This is a genomic window from Actinokineospora enzanensis DSM 44649 (assembly GCF_000374445.1).
GTDB lineage: Bacteria > Actinomycetota > Actinomycetes > Mycobacteriales > Pseudonocardiaceae > Actinokineospora > Actinokineospora enzanensis.
Genome location: NZ_KB894423.1, coordinates 50,734 through 68,089 on the forward strand (window position 1 = coordinate 50,734; position 17,356 = coordinate 68,089).

The window sequence follows — 17,356 nt, forward strand, 5'->3', positions numbered from 1 at the left end:
CCCAACAACACCCCCAAAACCCGGTATTGCCCACCGGTGTCCACCGAGCAGGGTGATCATGCCGATTCCCCGGACGTCGTACGGCCACCATCGGTACGGTGTCGGACAATGCTCCGATGCGGGGAGGGCAACACGGTGTACATCGACGAGGGCTCGGTCGGCGGCGCCATCGGCACGGGCGTGGCGGACCTCCTGTCCACCGCCCGTGCGGGCGGCTTCGCCGTCAACGAGTCAGGCGGCCAGGCCATGCTGAAGGCAATCCGCAACTTTCTCGACTGGATCGACTCGGAGCAGGACGCTTTCTCCGTGCTTTCCCGGGAACCGAAGCTGGGCTCCACCAACAATGCCAAGGTCATGAAGCCATTCATGGTTGCGGTCGCCACCGATGACCGAGGCTTCGTCACGCAAGTGCTGGCGTTGCGCGACTCGTTGACGCAGGCCGAGGAGGCAATCAAGACTGCCATGGCAAACTATCGGGAGACTGATGCCCGCGCTGCGTCCACTCTCGGGGAATAGGATCACCTGCAATGCGCACCAAGCTAGGCCTGACGATCGCGGTGGCGGCAGCCGGATGTCTGGCGGCATGCTCCTCGACGACCGGTGGCACCGCCACCACTCCCCGATCCGTCCCGGACACCACGACCACCGGACCCACTAGGACGAGCAGTTCGACCGCAGGTGGTCCATTGGCGAAGCTCGACCCGTGCGACATGCTCACGGACGCAGGCAAGTCCCAGCTCGGCGTCTCCGGGGCCGGACAACCGGACGATCTCGGGTCGGGTCGGTCATGCCTGTGGAAGGTGCGCGGTCCGGAGTACACCACCAGCTTCCGGATCACCCTCTACGACCACGCCGGGATCGACGACCTGCCATCCGACCTGAACAACAAGGCGCTCCCCGACATCGGCGGGCACAAGGCCGTGCAGACCATCGGCGACGGCACCAAGGCCTGCTCGGTAAGCCTCGCCGTCACCGCCTCCACCCGGGCGGCCGTCCTCATCGTGGCGGGCGCCGACCAGACCAAGGCTTGCGAGCTGGCCGAGAACACCGCCGCGGCCTTGGCACCGCAGCTACCCCATTGAGCATCCATTGTGGACAAAGTCGGGTCAGACCAACCGCACCGGTAGGGAATGCAGGCCGCGGACGATCGTGCTTTCCCGCCAGCGCAGCTCCGACGGGTCGACCGCCAGTGACAAAGCCGGGAAGCGACGCAGTAAGGCGCCCAGGGCGATCTCGCCTTCCATGCGGGCCAAGGGGGCACCGACGCAGTAGTGGATGCCGTGGCCGAAGGCCAGGTGGCCGCCCTGGCGGCGGGTGATGTCGAGCCGGTCCGCCGCCGGGAACTGGGCTTCGTCGCGGTTGGCGGCGCCCAGCGACACGACCAGGAACTCGCCCGCCGGGACCTCCACCGCGCCCAGCCGTAGCGGGGCCGTGGTGTAGCGGAGGGTGGCCAGGCCGACCGGGCTCTCGAAGCGGAGGAACTCCTCGACCGCGCCGGGCAGCAGCGTGGGGTCGGCGCGCAGGGCGGCCAGCTGGTCGGGGTTGCGTAGCAGGGCGAGTACGGCGTTGCCGATCAGGTTGACCGTCGTCTCGTGGCCCGCGATCAGCAGCAGGAACACCATGGACAGCAGCTCGACCTCGGTGAGCCGGTCGCCGTCCTCTGCGGTCTGCAGCAGCGCGGTGAGCAGGTCCTCACCCGGGTTCTCGCGCTTCATCGCGACCAGGCGGCCCATGTAGTCGACCAGGGCCGCGGCCGCGACCTGGATGACCGCCGGTGGTTCGGTGGAGATGACCGTGCCGGTCCACTCGCGGAAGGCGTCGCGGTCGTCCAGCGGGACGCCGAGCAGCTCGCAGATGACCGTGATCGGCAGCGGGAACGCCAGGGCCGAGAGCAGGTCGACCTCGGTCGACCCGGCCATCGCGTCCAGCAGGCCCTCGGTGATCTCCTCGACGCGCGGTCGCAGGTGGCCGATGCCGCGCACGGTGAACGCCCGGTTGACCATCTTGCGCAGCCGGGTGTGGTCGGGCGGATCCGAGTTGAGCATGTGCGCGGCCAGTTCCGCGCCGAAGTCCATCTGCGGGCGGTCCGGCTCGCGGTGTCGCTGGACCAGGTCCCGGGAGCCCTCGAAGTCCTTGCTCACGGTCGGGTCGGTGAGCGCGGTCCGCGCCTCGTCGTACCCGGTGACCAGCCAGCCGCGCAGGCCCTGCGGCATCACGACCGGCCGCACCGGCGCGTGCTCGCGGGACTCCGCGTACAGCCCGTGCGGGTCCTGGAAGAACTCCGGGCCCAACCTGAGCTGGTCCTGCCACACCGACATCGCTCCCCCTCCCGATCACTAGTTAACACCGTACACTAGTGATCGGGGGGTCGCGGAGCGTCAGGACAGGCAGCCGGGACCCAGCAGTGCCTTCAGGTCCCCCATCAGCGACGGGGACGGCGTGACGCGCAGCGCGTCGTCCAGCCGCAGCAGTGTCTGGCGCGGGCCGTTGATCAGCTTCAGGTGTACCTCGGTGGTGCCCGGGTACGCGCCAAGCACGTCCTTGAGCTGCGCCACCAGCGGCGGCGTGCACTTGGTCGCGGCCATGCTCAGCCGGAACGGCGCGCCCGCCGCGTTGGACAGGTCGGGCACCGCGAGGTCGTTGGCGATCAGCGAGATGCGGTCCTCACGCTTGGCCACCCGCGCCTTCACCAGCACGATCGCGTCCTCGATCACGCCCATGCCGACCACCGCGTAGGTCTTCGGGAAGAACAGCACCTCGATGCCACCGGCGAGATCCTCCAGCTGCGCGGACGCCCAGGACTCGCCGTTGCGGTTCACCCGCCGGTTGACCGAGGCAAGGATGCCGCCCAGGGTGACCTGCGCGCCGTCGGAGATGGCGCCTTCCAGGATGGTGGCGATGGCGGTGTCGGACTGCGCGGTGAGCACGTGCTCGACGCCGTTGAGCGGGTGGCCGGAGACGTAGAGGCCCAGCATCTCCCGCTCCAGCGCCAGCTGGTGCTTGGTCTCCCACACGTCGTCGGGCACGCGTACGTCAAAGACGCTGCTGACGCTGTCGTCCTCGCTCGCGCCGCCCGCCGCGCCGAACAGGTCGAACTGGCCGACCGCCTCCGCCTTCTTGGTCTCCATGATGGCGTCGATGGCGTCGGTGTGGATCAGGAACAGGCCCTTGCGCGGGTGCTTGAGCGAGTCGAACGCGCCCGCCTTGATCAGCGACTCCACGACCTTCTTGTTGCACGCCGACGCGTCGACCTTGCGCAGGAAGTCGGAGAAGTCGGCGAACTCGCCCTTCTCGGTGCGCGACTTGATGATCGAGTCGACCACGTTGGCGCCCACGTTGCGGATCGCGCCCAGGCCGAACCGGATGTCACTGCCGACCGGCGCGAAGTCCCGCTCCGACTCGTTGACGTCCGGCGGCAGCACCGTGATGCCCATCTTGCGGCACTCGGCGAGGTAGACCGCGGCCTTGTCCTTGTCGTCGCGGACGCTGGTGAGCAGGCCCGCCATGTACTCGGCGGGGAAGTTGGCCTTCAGGTAAGCGGTCCAGTACGACACCAGCCCGTACGCGGCCGAGTGGGCCTTGTTGAACGCGTAGTCGGCGAACGGGACCAGGATGTCCCAGAGCGTCTTGACCGCGTCCTTCGGGTAGCCGTTCTTCTCCATGCCCGCCGCGAAGTTCACGTACTCCGCGTCCAGGACTTCCTTCTTCTTCTTGCCCATCGCCCGGCGCAGCAGGTCCGCTTGGCCGAGCGTGTAGCCCGCCAGCTTCTGCGCGATCGCCATGACCTGTTCCTGGTAGACGATCAGGCCGTAGGTGGTGCCGAGGATGTCCTCCAGCGCCTCGGCCAGCGCCGGGTGGATCGGCGTGATCTCCTGCTGCTTGTTCTTGCGCAGCGCGTAGTTCGTGTGCGACTTGGCGCCCATCGGGCCCGGCCGGTACAGCGCGCCGACCGCGGAGATGTCCTCGAAGTTGTCCGGGCGCATCAGCCGCAGCAGGTCGCGCATGGGCCCGCCGTCGAGCTGGAACACGCCCAGGGTGTCGCCGCGGGAGAGCAGCTCGTAGGTGGCCTTGTCCTCCAGGCCCAGGGTCTCCAGGTCGGGCACCGGCTTGCCGTTGCGCTCGATGTTGCGCAGCGTGTCGTCGATGACCGTCAGGTTGCGCAGGCCGAGGAAGTCCATCTTCAGCAGGCCCAGCGACTCGCACGTCGGGTAGTCGAACTGGGTGATGATCGAGCCGTCCTGCGGCCGCTTCCACAGCGGGATGGTGTCCATCAGCGGTTCGGCCGAGAGGATCACCGCGCAGGCGTGCACACCGGCGTTGCGGATCAGGCCCTCCAGGCCGCGGCCGGTGTCGATGATCTCCTTGACCTGCGGGTCGCTGTTGTACAGCTCGCGGATCTCGGTGGCCTCGGCGTAGCGCTTGTGCTGCGGGTCGAACAGGCCGTTGAGCGGGATGTCCTTGGCCATCACCGCGGGCGGGTAGGCCTTGGAGATCTTGTCCGCGATGGCGTAGCCGGGCTGCCCGTAGAGCACCCTGGCCGAGTCCTTGATCGCCGCCTTTGCCTTGATCGTGCCGAACGTGATCACCTGGGCGACCTTGTCCGCGCCCCACTTCTCGGTGGTGTAGCGGATGACGTCGCCGCGGCGGCGCTCGTCGAAGTCGATGTCGATATCGGGCGGGCTGACCCGGTCCGGGTTGAGGAACCGCTCGAAGATCAGCCCGTGCGCCAGCGGGTCGAGGTCGGTGATGCCCATCGCGTACGCGATCAGCGCGCCCGCGGCCGAGCCGCGGCCGGGGCCGACCCGGATGCCGTTGCTCTTGGCCCAGCCGATCAGGTCGGCCACCACCAGGAAGTAGGCCGGGAAGCCCATCTGCAGGATGACGCCGATCTCGAACTCGACCTGCTTGGTGTGCACCTCGTCGATGCCGTCCGGGAACCGGCGGCGCATGCCCGCCCACACCTGCTCGCGGAAGTACTCGTCCTCGGTCTTGCCGTCCGGGATCGGGAACCGCGGCATCAGGTTGCGGAACTCGAACATCCCCGCCGTGTCCACCTTCTCGGCGATCAGCAGCGTGTTGCGGCAACCCTCCTGCCACGGGTCGGACGCGTCGACCGCGCGCATCTCGTCCGGGGACTTCAGGTAGTAGCCGTTGCCGTCGAACTTGAACCGGGTCGGGTCCTGCAGCGTCTTGCCGGTCTGCACGCACAGCAGCGCGTCGTGCGAGTCGCTGTCCGACTTGTAGGTGTAGTGCGAGTCGTTGGTGACCACGAACGGGATCTCCAGCTTGCGGGCGACGTCGACCAGCCCGCCGCGCACCCGGCTCTCGATCTCGATGCCGTGGTCCATCAGCTCGACGAAGAAGTAGTCCTTGCCGTAGATCTCCTGCCAGGTGGCCGCGGCCTCCAGCGCCTCCCGCTCGTGGCCCAGCCGCAGCCGGGTCTGCACGTCGCCGGACGGGCAGCCGGTGGTGGCCATCAGGCCGTCGGCGTGCTCGGCGATCAGCTCCTGGTCCATCCGCGGCCACTTGCCCAGCTGGCCCTCCATCGAGGCCAGGCTGGACAGCTTCATCAGGTTGCGCAGGCCGGTCTCGTTGCGGGCCCAGATCGTCTGGTGCAGGTAGGCGCCGGACGCGGAGACGTCGTCGCCCTTCTGGCTCGGGTCGCCCCAGCGGACCCGCTCCTTGCTGAACCGGGACGAGGGCGCCACGTAGGCCTCGATGCCCAGCACCGGCTTGATGCCCGCGGCCGTCGCCTGCCGGAAGAAGTCGTAGATGCCGTTCGTGTGGCCGTGGTCGGTGATCGCCACCGAGGTCATGCCGAGCCGCTCGCACTCGGCGAACATGTCCTTGAGCTTGGCCGCCCCGTCGAGCATCGAGTACTCGGTGTGCACGTGAAGATGAGCGAAGGAGTCAGCCACGTCGACACCCTAGCGACCCGCACCGACGGTCCCCGGCCTTGGGTGCGCGACGCGCCGAACCCGTTGGTATGACAGGGAAATCCGCGAAACCGCGAGATTATAACCCCGTCGTCGACAGAGTGGGAGCCATGCGTTTCCGACCGGTGTCACCCGAGGTGTTGGTCCGCGAACTGAGCGCGCTCGTCGACGCGCGGGGCGGCACCCCGTGGACCCGCGTCCTGGTCGACGGCGCGCCCCCGACCGCGCCCGGCGCGCTGGCCGACGCGGTCGCCGCCGAGCTGCGCGTCCTGGGCCGACCGGTGCTGCGGGTCTCGGCAGGCGACTTCCTGCGTCCCGCGTCGCTGCGGTTCGAACGGGGCAAACAGGACGCGGACGCGCGATACGACCTGTGGCTCGACGAGGGCGCGTTACGGCGCGAGGTGCTCGGGCCGCTGGGTGTCGACGGCACGGGGAAGGTCCTGCCCGCGCTCTGGAACGCGACCACCGACCGGGCGACCCGCGCGGACTACGTGGAGCTGGGCGCGGGCGGGGTGCTGCTGCTGGACGGCGAACTGCTGCTCGGCCGGGGTCTGCCGCACGAGCTGTCGGCCCATCTCTCGATGTCGACGGGGGCTCTGGCGCGGCGGCTGCCGGAGGAGGAGCACTGGGCCCTGGCCGCGTTCGCCCGGTACGAGACGGAGGTGGACCCGCTGCGCGCGGCCGACCTGGGCGCGCGGGTGGACGACCCACGCCACCCGGCCGTGCTGACCGGTCCGAAGTGAACCCGTTTCGCGTCCCCGGCCGGGGTGTCGACGCCCCAAGGTGAGCGGATGATCACCGACGGCCAAGATCACGTGTCGACGCGCGGCTTCCGACGCGGCGCGCGAGGCGACCGGGTAGCGTCCGTGGTCGTGACGGATCCGGTGGATGCCCGCCTGCTCGGCGTAGTGGCCGAGATGGGCAGGGCGGCGGTGCACGAGGTGGCCGCGCGGTTGGGCATGGACCCCCGCGAGGTGGCCGCGCGCCTGGTTTCGCTCTCCGGCTCCGGCCTCCCGCTGCTCGTCGGCGTCGAATGCGACCCCAACGGCCTGCGCGGCGTGCTGGCGCGGATGAACGCGCCCCAGGCGCCCTACTACCCGCCGGGCTATCCGCCGCAGTTCCCGGTCGCCCAACCGCAGCCGATGGCCTACCAGCAGCAGATGGCGCCGATGCAGCCGGTGCAGCAGCCGATGCCGCCGCAGTTCCCGCAGCACAGCGGGCCGATCCGGACCGGGCCGCCGAGCACGCCGTTCCCGGCCGCGCCCGGTCCTGCCAGCACGCCGTTTCCCGCCGTGCCGGAGCCGGTGAGCACGTGGGGACCACCGCAGTCGTCGTCGTGGGCTCGTGGTGACCAGCAGCCGCCTGCCGCCGGGTCGATGGACCGGACCCAGCCCGCTGTTCGTGCCAACCAGACCCGGCAGGGGAAGGTCGGGACGACGCTGGAGACGTCCGGGCTGGAGGGTGAGCGGCTCGCCATCCAGTTGGTGGAGGTCGTGGACCCGGCCGATTACCTGTTCACGGCCGCCGGGTACCGGTTGCAGCCTGGGGAGCGGTCGATCGTGGTGCACACGGAACTGACCAATCGCGGGGCGATCCCGTTCTCCACTTTGCCGGATCTGTATCTGGTGCTGCTGACGCCCGGCGGGGAAACGGTGTCGAAGGCGCCGGTGTCGTTGTCCTCGCGGCCGCCGCATCGGATCGGGGTACAGCCTGGGGAGACCGCAGGCGGGCACACCGTGTATGTGGTGCCGGAGCAGTTGGATGTCACGTCGGTTCGGTGGAGCCCTCGGCCGGATGAGGAGTCGCTGGCTCTCACCTGGACTGTGGAGTAGCTGAAAGTTTCCTCTCGCTCTGTGCGCGATGTTCGTGGGCGGCTCGCGCACAGAGCGAATGAATCAGTAGTCCTCTTCCAGCACCCGCAAAGCGGCAGCGAGATCCCCCGGATACTCGCTGACGAACTCCACCCACCGCCCATCCGCCGGATGCTCGAACCCCAACGACCGGGCATGCAGCCACTGCCGACTCATCCCGAGCCGCTTGGCCAGCGCCGGATCCGCCCCATAGGTCAGATCCCCCACACACGGATGCCGCAACGCGGAAAAATGCACCCGGATCTGATGCGTCCGCCCGGTCTCCAGCTTCACATCCAACAATGAGGCGGCCCGGAACGCCTCGATGGTCGAATAGTGCGTGATACTGGGCTTGCCCCCGGCGACCACAGCCCACCGGTAATCATGCCGAGGATGCCGGTCGATAGGCGCGTCGATGGTCCCCTCGCTCGGATCAGGATGCCCCTGAACCAACGCGTGGTACCGCTTCTCCACCGTGCGTTCCTTGAACGCCCTCTTCAAGACCGTATAAGCATGCTCGCTCTTGGCCACCACCATCACCCCGGTGGTCCCCACGTCCAACCGGTGCACCACCCCCTGCCGCTCGGCGGCCCCGGAGGTGGACACCCGCACCCCGGCCGCCGCCAGGCCCCCGATCACCGTCGGCCCGGACCACCCAGGACTCGGATGCGCGGCCACACCCACCGGCTTGTCGACCACCACCACGTCGTCGTCCTCGAAGAGCACGACCATCCCCTCGACCGGGATGGCCAGCACCTCGACGGGCCGGTCCGGCTCGGGCAGGGTCACCTCCAGCCAGGCCCCGGCCAGCAGCCGGTCCGACTTCCCGGCGGGCTTCCCGTCCAGCAGCACGTCACCGGCCTCGGTGAGGGCCGCGACGACCGTGCGGGACAGGCCGAGCAGTTTCGACAGACCGGCGTCGACGCGCATGCCGTCGAGGCCGTCGGGGACCGGGAGGGTGCGGGACTCGCTCACTCGGCCACCTTCTTGGCCTTGCGGGTGCTGGTGCCGTTGTAGTCACGGCCGAGCAGCGCCGTGACGATGATGAAGACCGCGCCGATGGTGATGCCCGCGTCGGCGAAGTTGAAGACCGGGAACTTCTCCGCGTTCGGGGCGAACGCCGAGATGAAGTCGACCACGTGGCCCTGGAAGCCGCCGGGCGCGCGGAACACCCGGTCGGTGAGGTTGCCCAGCGCGCCCGCCAGCACGAAGCCCAGGCCGATGGCCCAGCCGACCGACCGGAGCCGGGGCAGGATCCACACCATGGCGACCACCACGGCCGCCGCGATGATGGTGAACACCCAGGTCATGCCGGAGCCCATCGAGTAGGCGGCACCGGAGTTGCGGATCAGCTGCAGGTAGAACAGGCCGCCCAGCAGCTTGATCGGCTCGTGGCCCGCCATCGTGGACACGATGATCACCTTGGTGACCAGGTCCAGGATGTACACCAGCACGGCCGCCAGGATCATCAGCACCGCCTGGCGGGGCGCCTGGGGTTGCTCGGTCACCTGGTCGGCCGAGGCCGTCTCCTGTTCGACGCTGTCGTCGCCACGCTCGGTGTTCACCGGCCCATTGTCCACGGGCCGCTGACCACGCCGGATCAGGGCACCTCGGACAGGAAGGCGGGCAGCGGGCGCGGGTCGGCCACGGGTGCCCAGCGGCCGTCCACGAGGTGGTAGGCCACGGCCGGGCCGTCGGCGACCAGGGTGCGCAGCGCGGACACCAGGCGGTCGACGTGTTCGGCGTGGGTGCCCAGCCCGATGCTCACCCGGACCGCGCGCTGCTCGTGCGCGCCTGCCCGGCCCAGCAGGCGGCGGGTGGCGATGTGCGCGCAGAACGCGCCGTCGCGGACGCCGATGCCGTGTTCGGCCGACAGCACGGCGGCCACCAGTGCCGAGTCGAGGCCGTCGATGGTGAAGCCGACGACGCCGACCCGGTCGTGGTCCGCGCCGAACAGGCTCAACGCGCGCAGCCCCGGCACGCTCGCCAGCCCGGCCCGCAGGCGTCGCAGCAGCGCGCGCTCGTGCGCGACCACGGACTCCCACCGGGCGGACAGCGTCTCGCAGGCGACCGCGAGCGCGTGCGCGCCGACCACGTTGGGCGAGCCCGCCTCGTGCCGCTCGGGCACCTTCGACCAGGACACGCCCAGCCGGTCGCCCCAGTCCACGACCTGCGCGGTGGCGCCGCCGCCGACCAGGTACGGCTCGGCGGCCTGCAGCCAGTCGGCGCGGCCGATCAGCGCGCCCGAGCCGAACGGGGCGTAGAGCTTGTGCCCGGACAGCGCGACGAAGTCCACACCGAGGGCGCCGATGTCGATCGGGCGGTGCGGGGCCAGCTGGGCCGCGTCCAGCGCGACCCGGGCGCCGTGCCTGCGCGCCACCTCGGTGAGCGCGGCGACCGGCCACACCTCGCCGGTCACGTTGGACGCGGCGGTGAGCACGACCAGCCGGGGCCCGACCGGGCACTCGCGCAACGCCTCCGCCAACGCGAGCACGGCGTCACCGGCGCTCGCGGGCGTCTCGATCCGGTGGACGCGCGGGCCGCGCCAGGGCAGCAGCGCCGCGTGGTGCTCGGTGTCGAACAGCACCACCGAGGTGCCCTTGGGCAGCGCGCGGGCCAGCAGGTTCAGCGAGTCGGTGGTGTTGCGGGTGAACACGACCGCGTCGGTCGCGCGGGCCCCGACGAACTTGCGCAGCACGCGGCGGGCGCGCTCGTAGACCTTGGTGCTGACCTGCGAGGCGAACCCCGCGCCCCGGTGCACGCTGGCGTACCAGGGCAGCAGCTCGTCCACGGCGTCGCGCACGGTGTCCAGGCACGGGGCGCTGGCGGCGTGGTCGAGGTTGGCGTACCCGATCCTGGTCCCGTCGACCAGCGGCACGGTGAGACGGGCACCCGCGACGGTCGGCACGACCGGGTCCGGCAACGGGGCGCACTCGGTACGGGCGAGGGGTACGGCGAGCGTCATGGCTGATCTCCAGGTCGAGGGGACCCGAAGGGAAGAGGGGTCCGCGCTTGTCCGACCGCGCGGCGCGGTGGACCAGGTCTTCACCCGGGGCACCCCACCGCGGAGGAGGGTTGCCGGCCAGCAAACCGGGGTTTAGCGCTGGCACTCAATACCTTGGCGAAGACTTTAGCGGACGCCCGCCGGGAAAGGCGAGCGAGTTGAGACGGGGGTCACCCCTCGCCGCTCTCTCCCTTCCAGCGCGCATAGCGGCCCGCCCGGTCGACCGCGCGGATCCGGGTCTCGGTCGCCGCCCTGGCCTGCTGGGTGGCCACGATCAGCACCTGGTCGCCCTCCTGCAGCCGGGTGGTGGCCACCGGGGTGAACCCGCCGCCCGCCCGCGCGACCAGGCTGACCGTGGCGCCCGGCGGCAGCCGCAGCTCGGACAGGTAGACGCCGTGCAGCTTGGAACCCTTGGGAATGCTGATCTGGAGCAGCTCGGCGTCCAGCTCGTCCAGCGTGGCCGCGTCCACCTCGACCTCCTTGGCCTGCACGCCGCTGCTCAGGCCGAGCACCCTGGCCAGCGCACCCAGGGTGGCGCCCTGCACCAGGGTCAGCACGATCACCAGCACGAACACCGCGTCCACCAGCCGCTGCGCGCCGGGCACGCCCTCGGACAGCGGGATCATCGCCAGCACGATGGGCACGGCGCCGCGCAATCCCGCCCAGGACAGGAAGACCTGTTCCCGCCACGGTATGCGAAACGGCAGCACGGACAGCACGACCGACAGCGGCCGGGCGACCAGGGTGAGCACGGCACCCGCGACCAGGCCGGGCACCAGCGCGTCGAGCAGCCGGGACGGCGAGGCGAACAGTCCCAAGAGGACGAACAGGCCGATCTGGGCGAGCCAGCCGAGCCCCTCGGCGAACGAGACGGTGTCGGCCCGGTGCGGCAGCCGGGAGTTGCCCAGTACGAGCGCGGCCAGGTAGGTGGCCAGGAGTCCGGAGGCGTGCACGCCTTGCCCGCACGCGAACGCGAGCACACACACGGCGACTGTCGCCAGCGGGTAGAGACCGGTGGACGGAAGTGCCGCACGCCGCAACGCGTGTGTGCCCAACCAACCCAGTACCAAGCCGATCGCCGCGCCCGCGACGAGCTCGTAGGCGGCGGTCAGTGGGAGCGTCCAGTGGATCTCGTCGCCGGAGGCCAGCACCACGACCGCGATGTAGCTGGGCGCGTCGTTGAGGCCGCTCTCCAGCTCCAGCGAGCCGACCAGCCGCCTGCTCACCGACAGGCTGCGCAGCACGCTGAACACGGCGGCGGCGTCGGTGGAGGCGAGCACCGCGCCCCACAGCAGCGCGTACCGCCAATCGAAGCCCAGCGTCCAGTGCAGGGCCGCGCCGGTCACCCCGATGGTGATCACAACGGCCACAGTGGACAGTACGATCCCGGGCAGCAGCGCGGGCTTGACCTCGCTCCAGCGCGTGGTCAGCCCGCCCTCGGTGAGGATGAGCACCAGCGCGGCCAGGCCGAGCGACTGGGTCAGCTCGGCGTCGGCGAACTGGATGCCCAGCCCCGCCTCGCCGATGAGCAGCCCGATCCCCAGGTACAGCAGCAGCGACGGCAGCCCGAGCCGAACCGACACGCGTACCGCGAGAACGGCGGCCAACAGCACCGCGGCCCCGATTCCCAGCGCGATGGTCAGTTCGTGCACGCCACCTCCCGGCCCTCGCGATCCCGGCCCGCGCGCCCGGATCGCGAACATTGTCCCTTGCCGACCTCGCCGCCCCGCGACCGGCGGGTCGTCGGCGCGGAAGATGAGGCTGGTATCACGAACCCGCGTCGAGCAGCCGGTCCAGTGTGTCCGCCGCGTTCGGCGGAGCGGGCGCCAGCTCGACGACCTTGTCCCGGCCGCGCTCGCCGGTCACGATCACCACGTCCCGCCCGCGCACCCCGAACGCCGCCGCCAGTGCCCGCCGCACAGCCTCGTTCGCCTTGCCTTCCACCGCAGGGGCGGCCACCGCGACCACGAGCGCGCCGTCGGACCACCGCCCGCCGACGGCCGCGCGGCGGGCACCGGGTCTGACCCGCACCCCGAACCGGAAGCCCATCGCACCGCCGTCCTTTGTAGACAGATCAGGTCCGCCAGGGACCACCCTATGCCCGGACGGCGGCCGGGTCCGGGATCCGCGACCGCCCGTCGCAAACGGGCGCCCGACCACGCGCACCCGACACGGGCGACCGGACGCCGGAACCAGGCGTCCGGCCCGGAACGAAGGTCCGGGAGAACCACGCCCGGTCGCGTGGTCGCGGGCCGATCGGCCGACCGGGCCGCCACCCCGGCGGAGCAATCGGCTCTACCCGATCAGACCCGCTGCTACACCCGAACGGCGCAAGGAACGCTACTGCATCACCCGTAAGCACCCGTCCGTTCGCCACGGAAAGTTGCGCTACGCAATTGCACGATCACCGGTCTACCATGGACCGATCACCACCCGCGCCCGCCGGACCACCCCCAGCGAAGGAGGTGTCTGCCCCGCCCGACCAGGGCGCCGGGCAGCCACATGACCGCACACCGTTGCCGCGTGGAAACCCCTGATCACTTACCCCTCGACCGGTCCGCCTGGCGCCGGGTGATCGACGCCCGCGCGCTCGACCGGGACATCCTGGCGGCCTTCGCGCTGGCCGCGCTCGCCGCCGTCACCGCCGTGCTGCGGCTCGGCGCGCTGGACGCGCCCGCGCAGCCCGGCGAGGGCCGGGGCGTGTCGCAGATCTTCGCCGTGGACACGTTGACCACCCTGCTGGACACCACCTCCGCGCCGCTGGCCTGGCTCCAGATCGGCGGCTACACCGCGGCCACCGACGCGTTCGCCCGGCACGTGTCCGCGCTCGCCGCCGCGCGCGAGGCGATGGTGATCGCCGCCGCGCTCACCGCGGTGCTGCTGTGGGTGCTGGCGCTGCGGATCGGGCTGAGCCGGGTCACCGCGGCGGTGGCGGTGGTGATCGCGGCGGTGGCGCCGATGGCGGTGGGGCTCCAGTCGGGCGTGCGGGCGGAGAACGTGGCGGTGCCGTGGCTGCTGCTCGGCCTCGCTCTGCTGTGGACACCGCGCAGGCACCGCAGGCTGGCGCCGGACCTGTGGGCGACCGCGTTCCTGGTGATCGCGGTGATCACCGCGCCGGTGGCGATCATCCCGGTCGGCACGGCCGCGTGGCTGGTGTGGCGGCGGCAGCGGCGCAGGCTGTCGCTGATGCTCGCCTGCCTGTTCGGCCTGGGCACCGGTATCGGCCTCGGGGCGTCCGCGGCACTGGCCGGGCTGCGGATGGCCGCGGAGGGCCCGTCCGCGCTGACCTGGCCTGCCGAGGACCCGGTGTTCGCGACCGCCGCCGTGGTCGCCGCGATAGCCGCGTTGCACTCCTACCGGCTGCGGCCCCTCGCCGCGGGCGTGCTCGGGCTGGCGGCGGTCGCCGCGATCCCGGGTGGACCGGGGACGTCCGCGCTCACCATCGCGGTGGCACCCGCGGCGTTGGTGATCGCGGGGACCGTGGAACGCGCGGTGCGGCACGGGACCGCACGCGCCACATTCCTGGGGCGGCACCCATTACGCGTGCCCGCGATCGGGCTGGCGGTCGCGGTGGTCCTGACGGCCGGACCGAACTGGGCGAACGGCCTCCACACCGTACTGACCGCCCACCCCGACCCCGCCCCGGTGCTGGGCGCGACCCGGTGGTTACGCGAGAACCTGCCCGACGCACAGCTCGTGACCGACAGCGTCACCTGGGCGGACCTGGTCCGCGGCGGCCGACCGGCCCGGACCACCATCCGCGCCGCCGACTGCGTCGACGACACCTGCGCCACCGGCTCCTGGCTCCTGTTCACCACCAACCTGCGCGCGAGCCTCCCCCACCGCCCCGCCCTCGCGGACGCCGCCCCGCGCGGCGAGACCGTCGCGGTGTTCGGCGCGGGCGGCGACCGGGTCGAGATCCACCGCCCGGCCATCGACGGACCAGGCGGCCTCGACGAACAGCTGGCCCGCACCCGGCTCGGCGGCGAGATCGCCGCCGACCCCCGGGTCTCTGCCCAGGCCGACGCCGACACCGCCCTGCGCGCGGGCCGCGCCGACCCCCGCGTGCTGACCATGCTGTCCGCCCTCGCCGCCACCCGCCCGGTACGTCTCGCCGCCCTGCCCCCGGTCCCCGGCGAGGACGACGCGGGCCAGCCCCGCCGCCAGATGCTCATCACCGCCGCCGACGAGCCCGCCGAGCAGCTGGCCCACTTCTTCACCAGCCAACCCGGCGTCTACCGCCCGGAATCCGTACATACGGCGGCAGGAGCCGTACTGGTTCGCTACCCGGCAGGCGCCCCCGCGGGCCTGCTCCCCACGCCGTGACAGACCCGCACCGACCGAAGCCGACAGCCACCGAAAAGGACCCCACAATGCGCTTCCTCGGCCGCACCTGCGCGACCGTGGCCACCCTCGCCCTGCTGAGCGCGACCCCTGCGGTCGCGCAGCCCGACCGGGGCACGGCCCGACGGGGTCACGACACAGTCTCGGCCGTGGCGGCGGACGGCACCAGCCTGGCCTCCCCCACGCTCTGGCCCACCACGGTCGTGATCCTGGCCCTGGTGATCTGGCTGGTCCGCCGCCCGCACTCGCACCGCGACGACTGAGCCGACAGCCGGATCGACGGCGACGACGGGACTCGGGCACCGCACCGGCAGGACGAGATGCGGCGCTCGGACGGTGCCGCCGCCGAGTTCGCGGTCGACACCGTCCAGCGCCACCCGAAGGACGCCTTCCCCACCGGGGCGGTCGTCGACCGGCCCCGGCGCGGTCCTCCGGTTGATCACCCGTGGCGGCCGGTCCGACCACCACCGGAGGTCCTGCGCACAAGATCCTCTATGCGGCACTGCCGCGCGCGCTCAGCCTGCGGCGGCCAGGAACCTCCCGGTCACCGCGACCGCGGCCGAGGACGCCCCGCCGTCCTCCACCAAGATCGCGAACGCGACGTCCCCACGGTAGCCCGCGAACCAGCCGTGGGCTTGGCTGCCGTCCCCGAACTGGGCCGTGCCGGTCTTGCCCGCGACCGGCCCGTAGCCTGCCAGCGCCCGGCCGGTGCCCGCCGTGACCACCTCGCGCATCATCGATCGCAACGCGGACACCGTACCCGCCGACGGCCCCCGATAACCGGACTTGACCACCGTGGGTTTGGTCGGGAACAGCTGCGGGGTGACCGGCGCGCCCTTGTCGACCGTGGCCGCCATCAGCGCGAGACCGAACGGGCTGGCCTGCACCGTGCCCTGGCCGATGCTGTTCTCCACCTGTTCCGGCCCGCTCTGCGCGGGCCGCACGTGGCCGGTCTGCGTGCTCAGGCCGGGGATCTCGAAGTCGGCGGCGAGCCCGAACTGGGCGGCCGCGTCCGGCAGCGAGTTGGCGGGCAGACCGGCGGCCAGCGCGGCGAACGTGGTGTTGCAGGACTCGGCGAACGCCTTGTGCAACGGAACCGTGCCGAGGTCGAAGTTTCCCGCGTTGTGCACCGCGCGGGTGCTGATCACCGCCGAGGCCGGGCAGTTCAACGGGGTGTTCGCGGTCGCCTTGCCCGCGGCCATCGCCGCCGTGGCGGTGGCCACCTTGAACGTGGACCCGGGCGGGAACAGCCCGTTGAGCGCCTTGGGCGCGCCGCCCGCGGCCGAGTTCTGCGCGACCGCGAGGATGCCGCCGGTGGGGGCGTCGATGGCCACCAGGTAGGCGGGCTTGTCCACCGAGTCCACGGCGGCCTGCGCGGCCGACTGCGACCGCACGCTCAGCGTCGTCTTGACCGGGTCCGTGGCGACGACGGTCTCGCCGAACAGGTTCTCCAGCTCCTTGCCCGCCGCGTCGCGCCGCACGATCCGCGCGCCGCCGCCGCTGCCCGCGCCGCCACCCGCGGCCGAGCGCAGCGCCGTGGTCAGCAGCGGGGCGAACGCCGGGTCGACCGGCTGGGCCGTGGCGCCCTGCCAGCCGAGCACCGGCTTGCCGTCCCGGTCGACCAGGGCGGGCGCCCGGTCCGGCGGCGCGACGAACGCCAACCGATCACCGGCCGCCAGGTCCGGGTGCACGAGCGTCGGCGCCCAGTGCACCAGCCACCGGTCGCCGCTCCTGGCCATGGCGAACCCGCTGCCGTACTGCCACACCCGGGTGTCGAACGACCACGCCACCTCGAACTGGACGTCGACCTGCCCGGAAGCGGTGTCCGGCGGCAGCGCCGTGGCGGTGGTCTTGATCGAGGTCGGGTGCAGGTCCTGCACGACCTGGGACAGCTGCGCCCGCGCCGCGTTCGGGTCGTCGGTGAGCGCGGCCGCGTTCTCGAACCGCTGCGCGGCGAAGTAGTCCAGGAACTTCTCGGCGACCTTGCCCGGGTGCTCCACCGGCGCCGCGGACGTGGTCGTCGCGACGGTATCCGGCTTGTTCTCGCTCACCGGTTTCGCGGCAGGCGTGTCCTTCCCGGGTAACAACACGAAGAATGCCAACGCGACGATGATCACAACCGCTCCGCCGCCGATGGCGAGAATCCACCGTTTACGCGTGCTCGACACGCCTTACCCCCAGTTTCCCCAGCCCACGCGCGTGCGCGCGTGGGGATGACGCAC

The 17,356-nt window shown here is 71.5% G+C and carries 14 protein-coding genes and 1 riboswitch; of the genes, 6 read left to right on the top strand and 8 right to left on the bottom strand.

Annotation, left to right across the window (positions count from 1 at the left end; genetic code table 11):
* Positions 1-135: 135 nt before the first annotated feature.
* Entirely contained in the window at positions 136-516 is a 381-nt protein-coding gene (locus C503_RS40430) for a hypothetical protein (RefSeq protein ID WP_156893402.1), read from the top strand.
* An 11-nt stretch (positions 517-527) separates the two neighbouring features.
* Complete coding sequence (locus tag C503_RS43500; RefSeq protein ID WP_084477267.1) at positions 528-1,082, top strand: DUF3558 family protein; 555 nt, start codon at positions 528-530, stop codon at positions 1,080-1,082.
* A gap of 24 nt (positions 1,083-1,106) precedes the next feature.
* Here C503_RS43500 and C503_RS0122755 read toward each other — a convergent pair whose 3' ends face one another.
* Both C503_RS0122755 and dnaE read right to left on the bottom strand, forming a co-directional pair.
* Complete coding sequence (locus tag C503_RS0122755; RefSeq protein ID WP_018684534.1) at positions 1,107-2,318, bottom strand: cytochrome P450 family protein; 1,212 nt, start codon at positions 2,316-2,318, stop codon at positions 1,107-1,109.
* A 60-nt stretch (positions 2,319-2,378) separates the two neighbouring features.
* On the bottom strand, positions 2,379-5,918 hold the full coding sequence (gene dnaE, locus C503_RS0122760) for a DNA polymerase III subunit alpha (protein WP_026316591.1): 3,540 nt from the start codon (positions 5,916-5,918) through the stop codon (positions 2,379-2,381).
* 128 nt (positions 5,919-6,046) lie between these two features.
* On the opposite strand from dnaE, the gene C503_RS0122765 reads away from it, so the two are divergent.
* Both C503_RS0122765 and C503_RS0122770 read left to right on the top strand, forming a co-directional pair.
* Positions 6,047-6,679 (top strand): nucleoside/nucleotide kinase family protein, encoded by a 633-nt coding sequence (locus C503_RS0122765; protein WP_018684536.1) that lies wholly within the window; start codon positions 6,047-6,049, stop codon positions 6,677-6,679.
* 123 nt (positions 6,680-6,802) lie between these two features.
* Positions 6,803-7,768, top strand: coding sequence for an AsnC family protein (locus C503_RS0122770; protein WP_026316592.1), 966 nt, complete (start codon positions 6,803-6,805; stop codon positions 7,766-7,768).
* Between the two features lie 63 nt (positions 7,769-7,831).
* Here C503_RS0122770 and C503_RS0122775 read toward each other — a convergent pair whose 3' ends face one another.
* The 5 genes from C503_RS0122775 to C503_RS0122795 form a co-directional block, all read right to left on the bottom strand.
* The gene (locus tag C503_RS0122775) at positions 7,832-8,716 is read right to left on the bottom strand and encodes an RluA family pseudouridine synthase (protein WP_051114918.1); all 885 of its coding nucleotides are present in this window, start codon (positions 8,714-8,716) and stop codon (positions 7,832-7,834) included.
* Between the two features lie 41 nt (positions 8,717-8,757).
* Positions 8,758-9,351, bottom strand: a complete 594-nt coding sequence (lspA, locus tag C503_RS0122780) for a signal peptidase II (protein ID WP_018684539.1) — start codon at positions 9,349-9,351, stop codon at positions 8,758-8,760.
* A 35-nt stretch (positions 9,352-9,386) separates the two neighbouring features.
* Positions 9,387-10,751, bottom strand: coding sequence for an aminotransferase class V-fold PLP-dependent enzyme (locus tag C503_RS0122785; RefSeq protein ID WP_018684540.1), 1,365 nt, complete (start codon positions 10,749-10,751; stop codon positions 9,387-9,389).
* A gap of 38 nt (positions 10,752-10,789) precedes the next feature.
* A riboswitch (SAM riboswitch) is annotated at positions 10,790-10,904 on the bottom strand.
* Between the two features lie 56 nt (positions 10,905-10,960).
* Positions 10,961-12,442, bottom strand: a complete 1,482-nt coding sequence (locus C503_RS0122790; RefSeq protein ID WP_018684541.1) for a potassium/proton antiporter — start codon at positions 12,440-12,442, stop codon at positions 10,961-10,963.
* A gap of 115 nt (positions 12,443-12,557) precedes the next feature.
* On the bottom strand, positions 12,558-12,839 hold the full coding sequence (locus tag C503_RS0122795; RefSeq protein ID WP_018684542.1) for a DUF167 domain-containing protein: 282 nt from the start codon (positions 12,837-12,839) through the stop codon (positions 12,558-12,560).
* 474 nt (positions 12,840-13,313) lie between these two features.
* Between C503_RS0122795 and C503_RS40440 the strand changes: the two genes are divergently transcribed.
* Complete coding sequence (locus C503_RS40440; RefSeq protein ID WP_156893403.1) at positions 13,314-15,116, top strand: glycosyl transferase; 1,803 nt, start codon at positions 13,314-13,316, stop codon at positions 15,114-15,116.
* Between the two features lie 47 nt (positions 15,117-15,163).
* Complete coding sequence (locus C503_RS0122805; RefSeq protein ID WP_018684544.1) at positions 15,164-15,397, top strand: hypothetical protein; 234 nt, start codon at positions 15,164-15,166, stop codon at positions 15,395-15,397.
* A gap of 252 nt (positions 15,398-15,649) precedes the next feature.
* Here C503_RS0122805 and C503_RS0122810 read toward each other — a convergent pair whose 3' ends face one another.
* Entirely contained in the window at positions 15,650-17,302 is a 1,653-nt protein-coding gene (locus C503_RS0122810) for a penicillin-binding transpeptidase domain-containing protein (RefSeq protein WP_156893404.1), read from the bottom strand.
* Positions 17,303-17,356: the final 54 nt, after the last annotated feature.

Excerpts from the sequence above, each read along its gene's own strand:
- C503_RS43500 (WP_084477267.1), top strand. The coding sequence starts at position 528 with ATGCGCACCAAGCTAGGCCTGACGATCGCGGTGGCGGCAGCCGGATGT.
- C503_RS0122755 (WP_018684534.1), bottom strand. The coding sequence starts at position 2,318 with ATGTCGGTGTGGCAGGACCAGCTCAGGTTGGGCCCGGAGTTCTTCCAG.
- C503_RS0122765 (WP_018684536.1), top strand. The coding sequence starts at position 6,047 with ATGCGTTTCCGACCGGTGTCACCCGAGGTGTTGGTCCGCGAACTGAGC.
- C503_RS0122775 (WP_051114918.1), bottom strand. The coding sequence starts at position 8,716 with ATGCGCGTCGACGCCGGTCTGTCGAAACTGCTCGGCCTGTCCCGCACG.
- C503_RS0122785 (WP_018684540.1), bottom strand. The coding sequence starts at position 10,751 with ATGACGCTCGCCGTACCCCTCGCCCGTACCGAGTGCGCCCCGTTGCCG.
- C503_RS0122795 (WP_018684542.1), bottom strand. The coding sequence starts at position 12,839 with ATGGGCTTCCGGTTCGGGGTGCGGGTCAGACCCGGTGCCCGCCGCGCG.
- C503_RS0122805 (WP_018684544.1), top strand. The coding sequence starts at position 15,164 with ATGCGCTTCCTCGGCCGCACCTGCGCGACCGTGGCCACCCTCGCCCTG.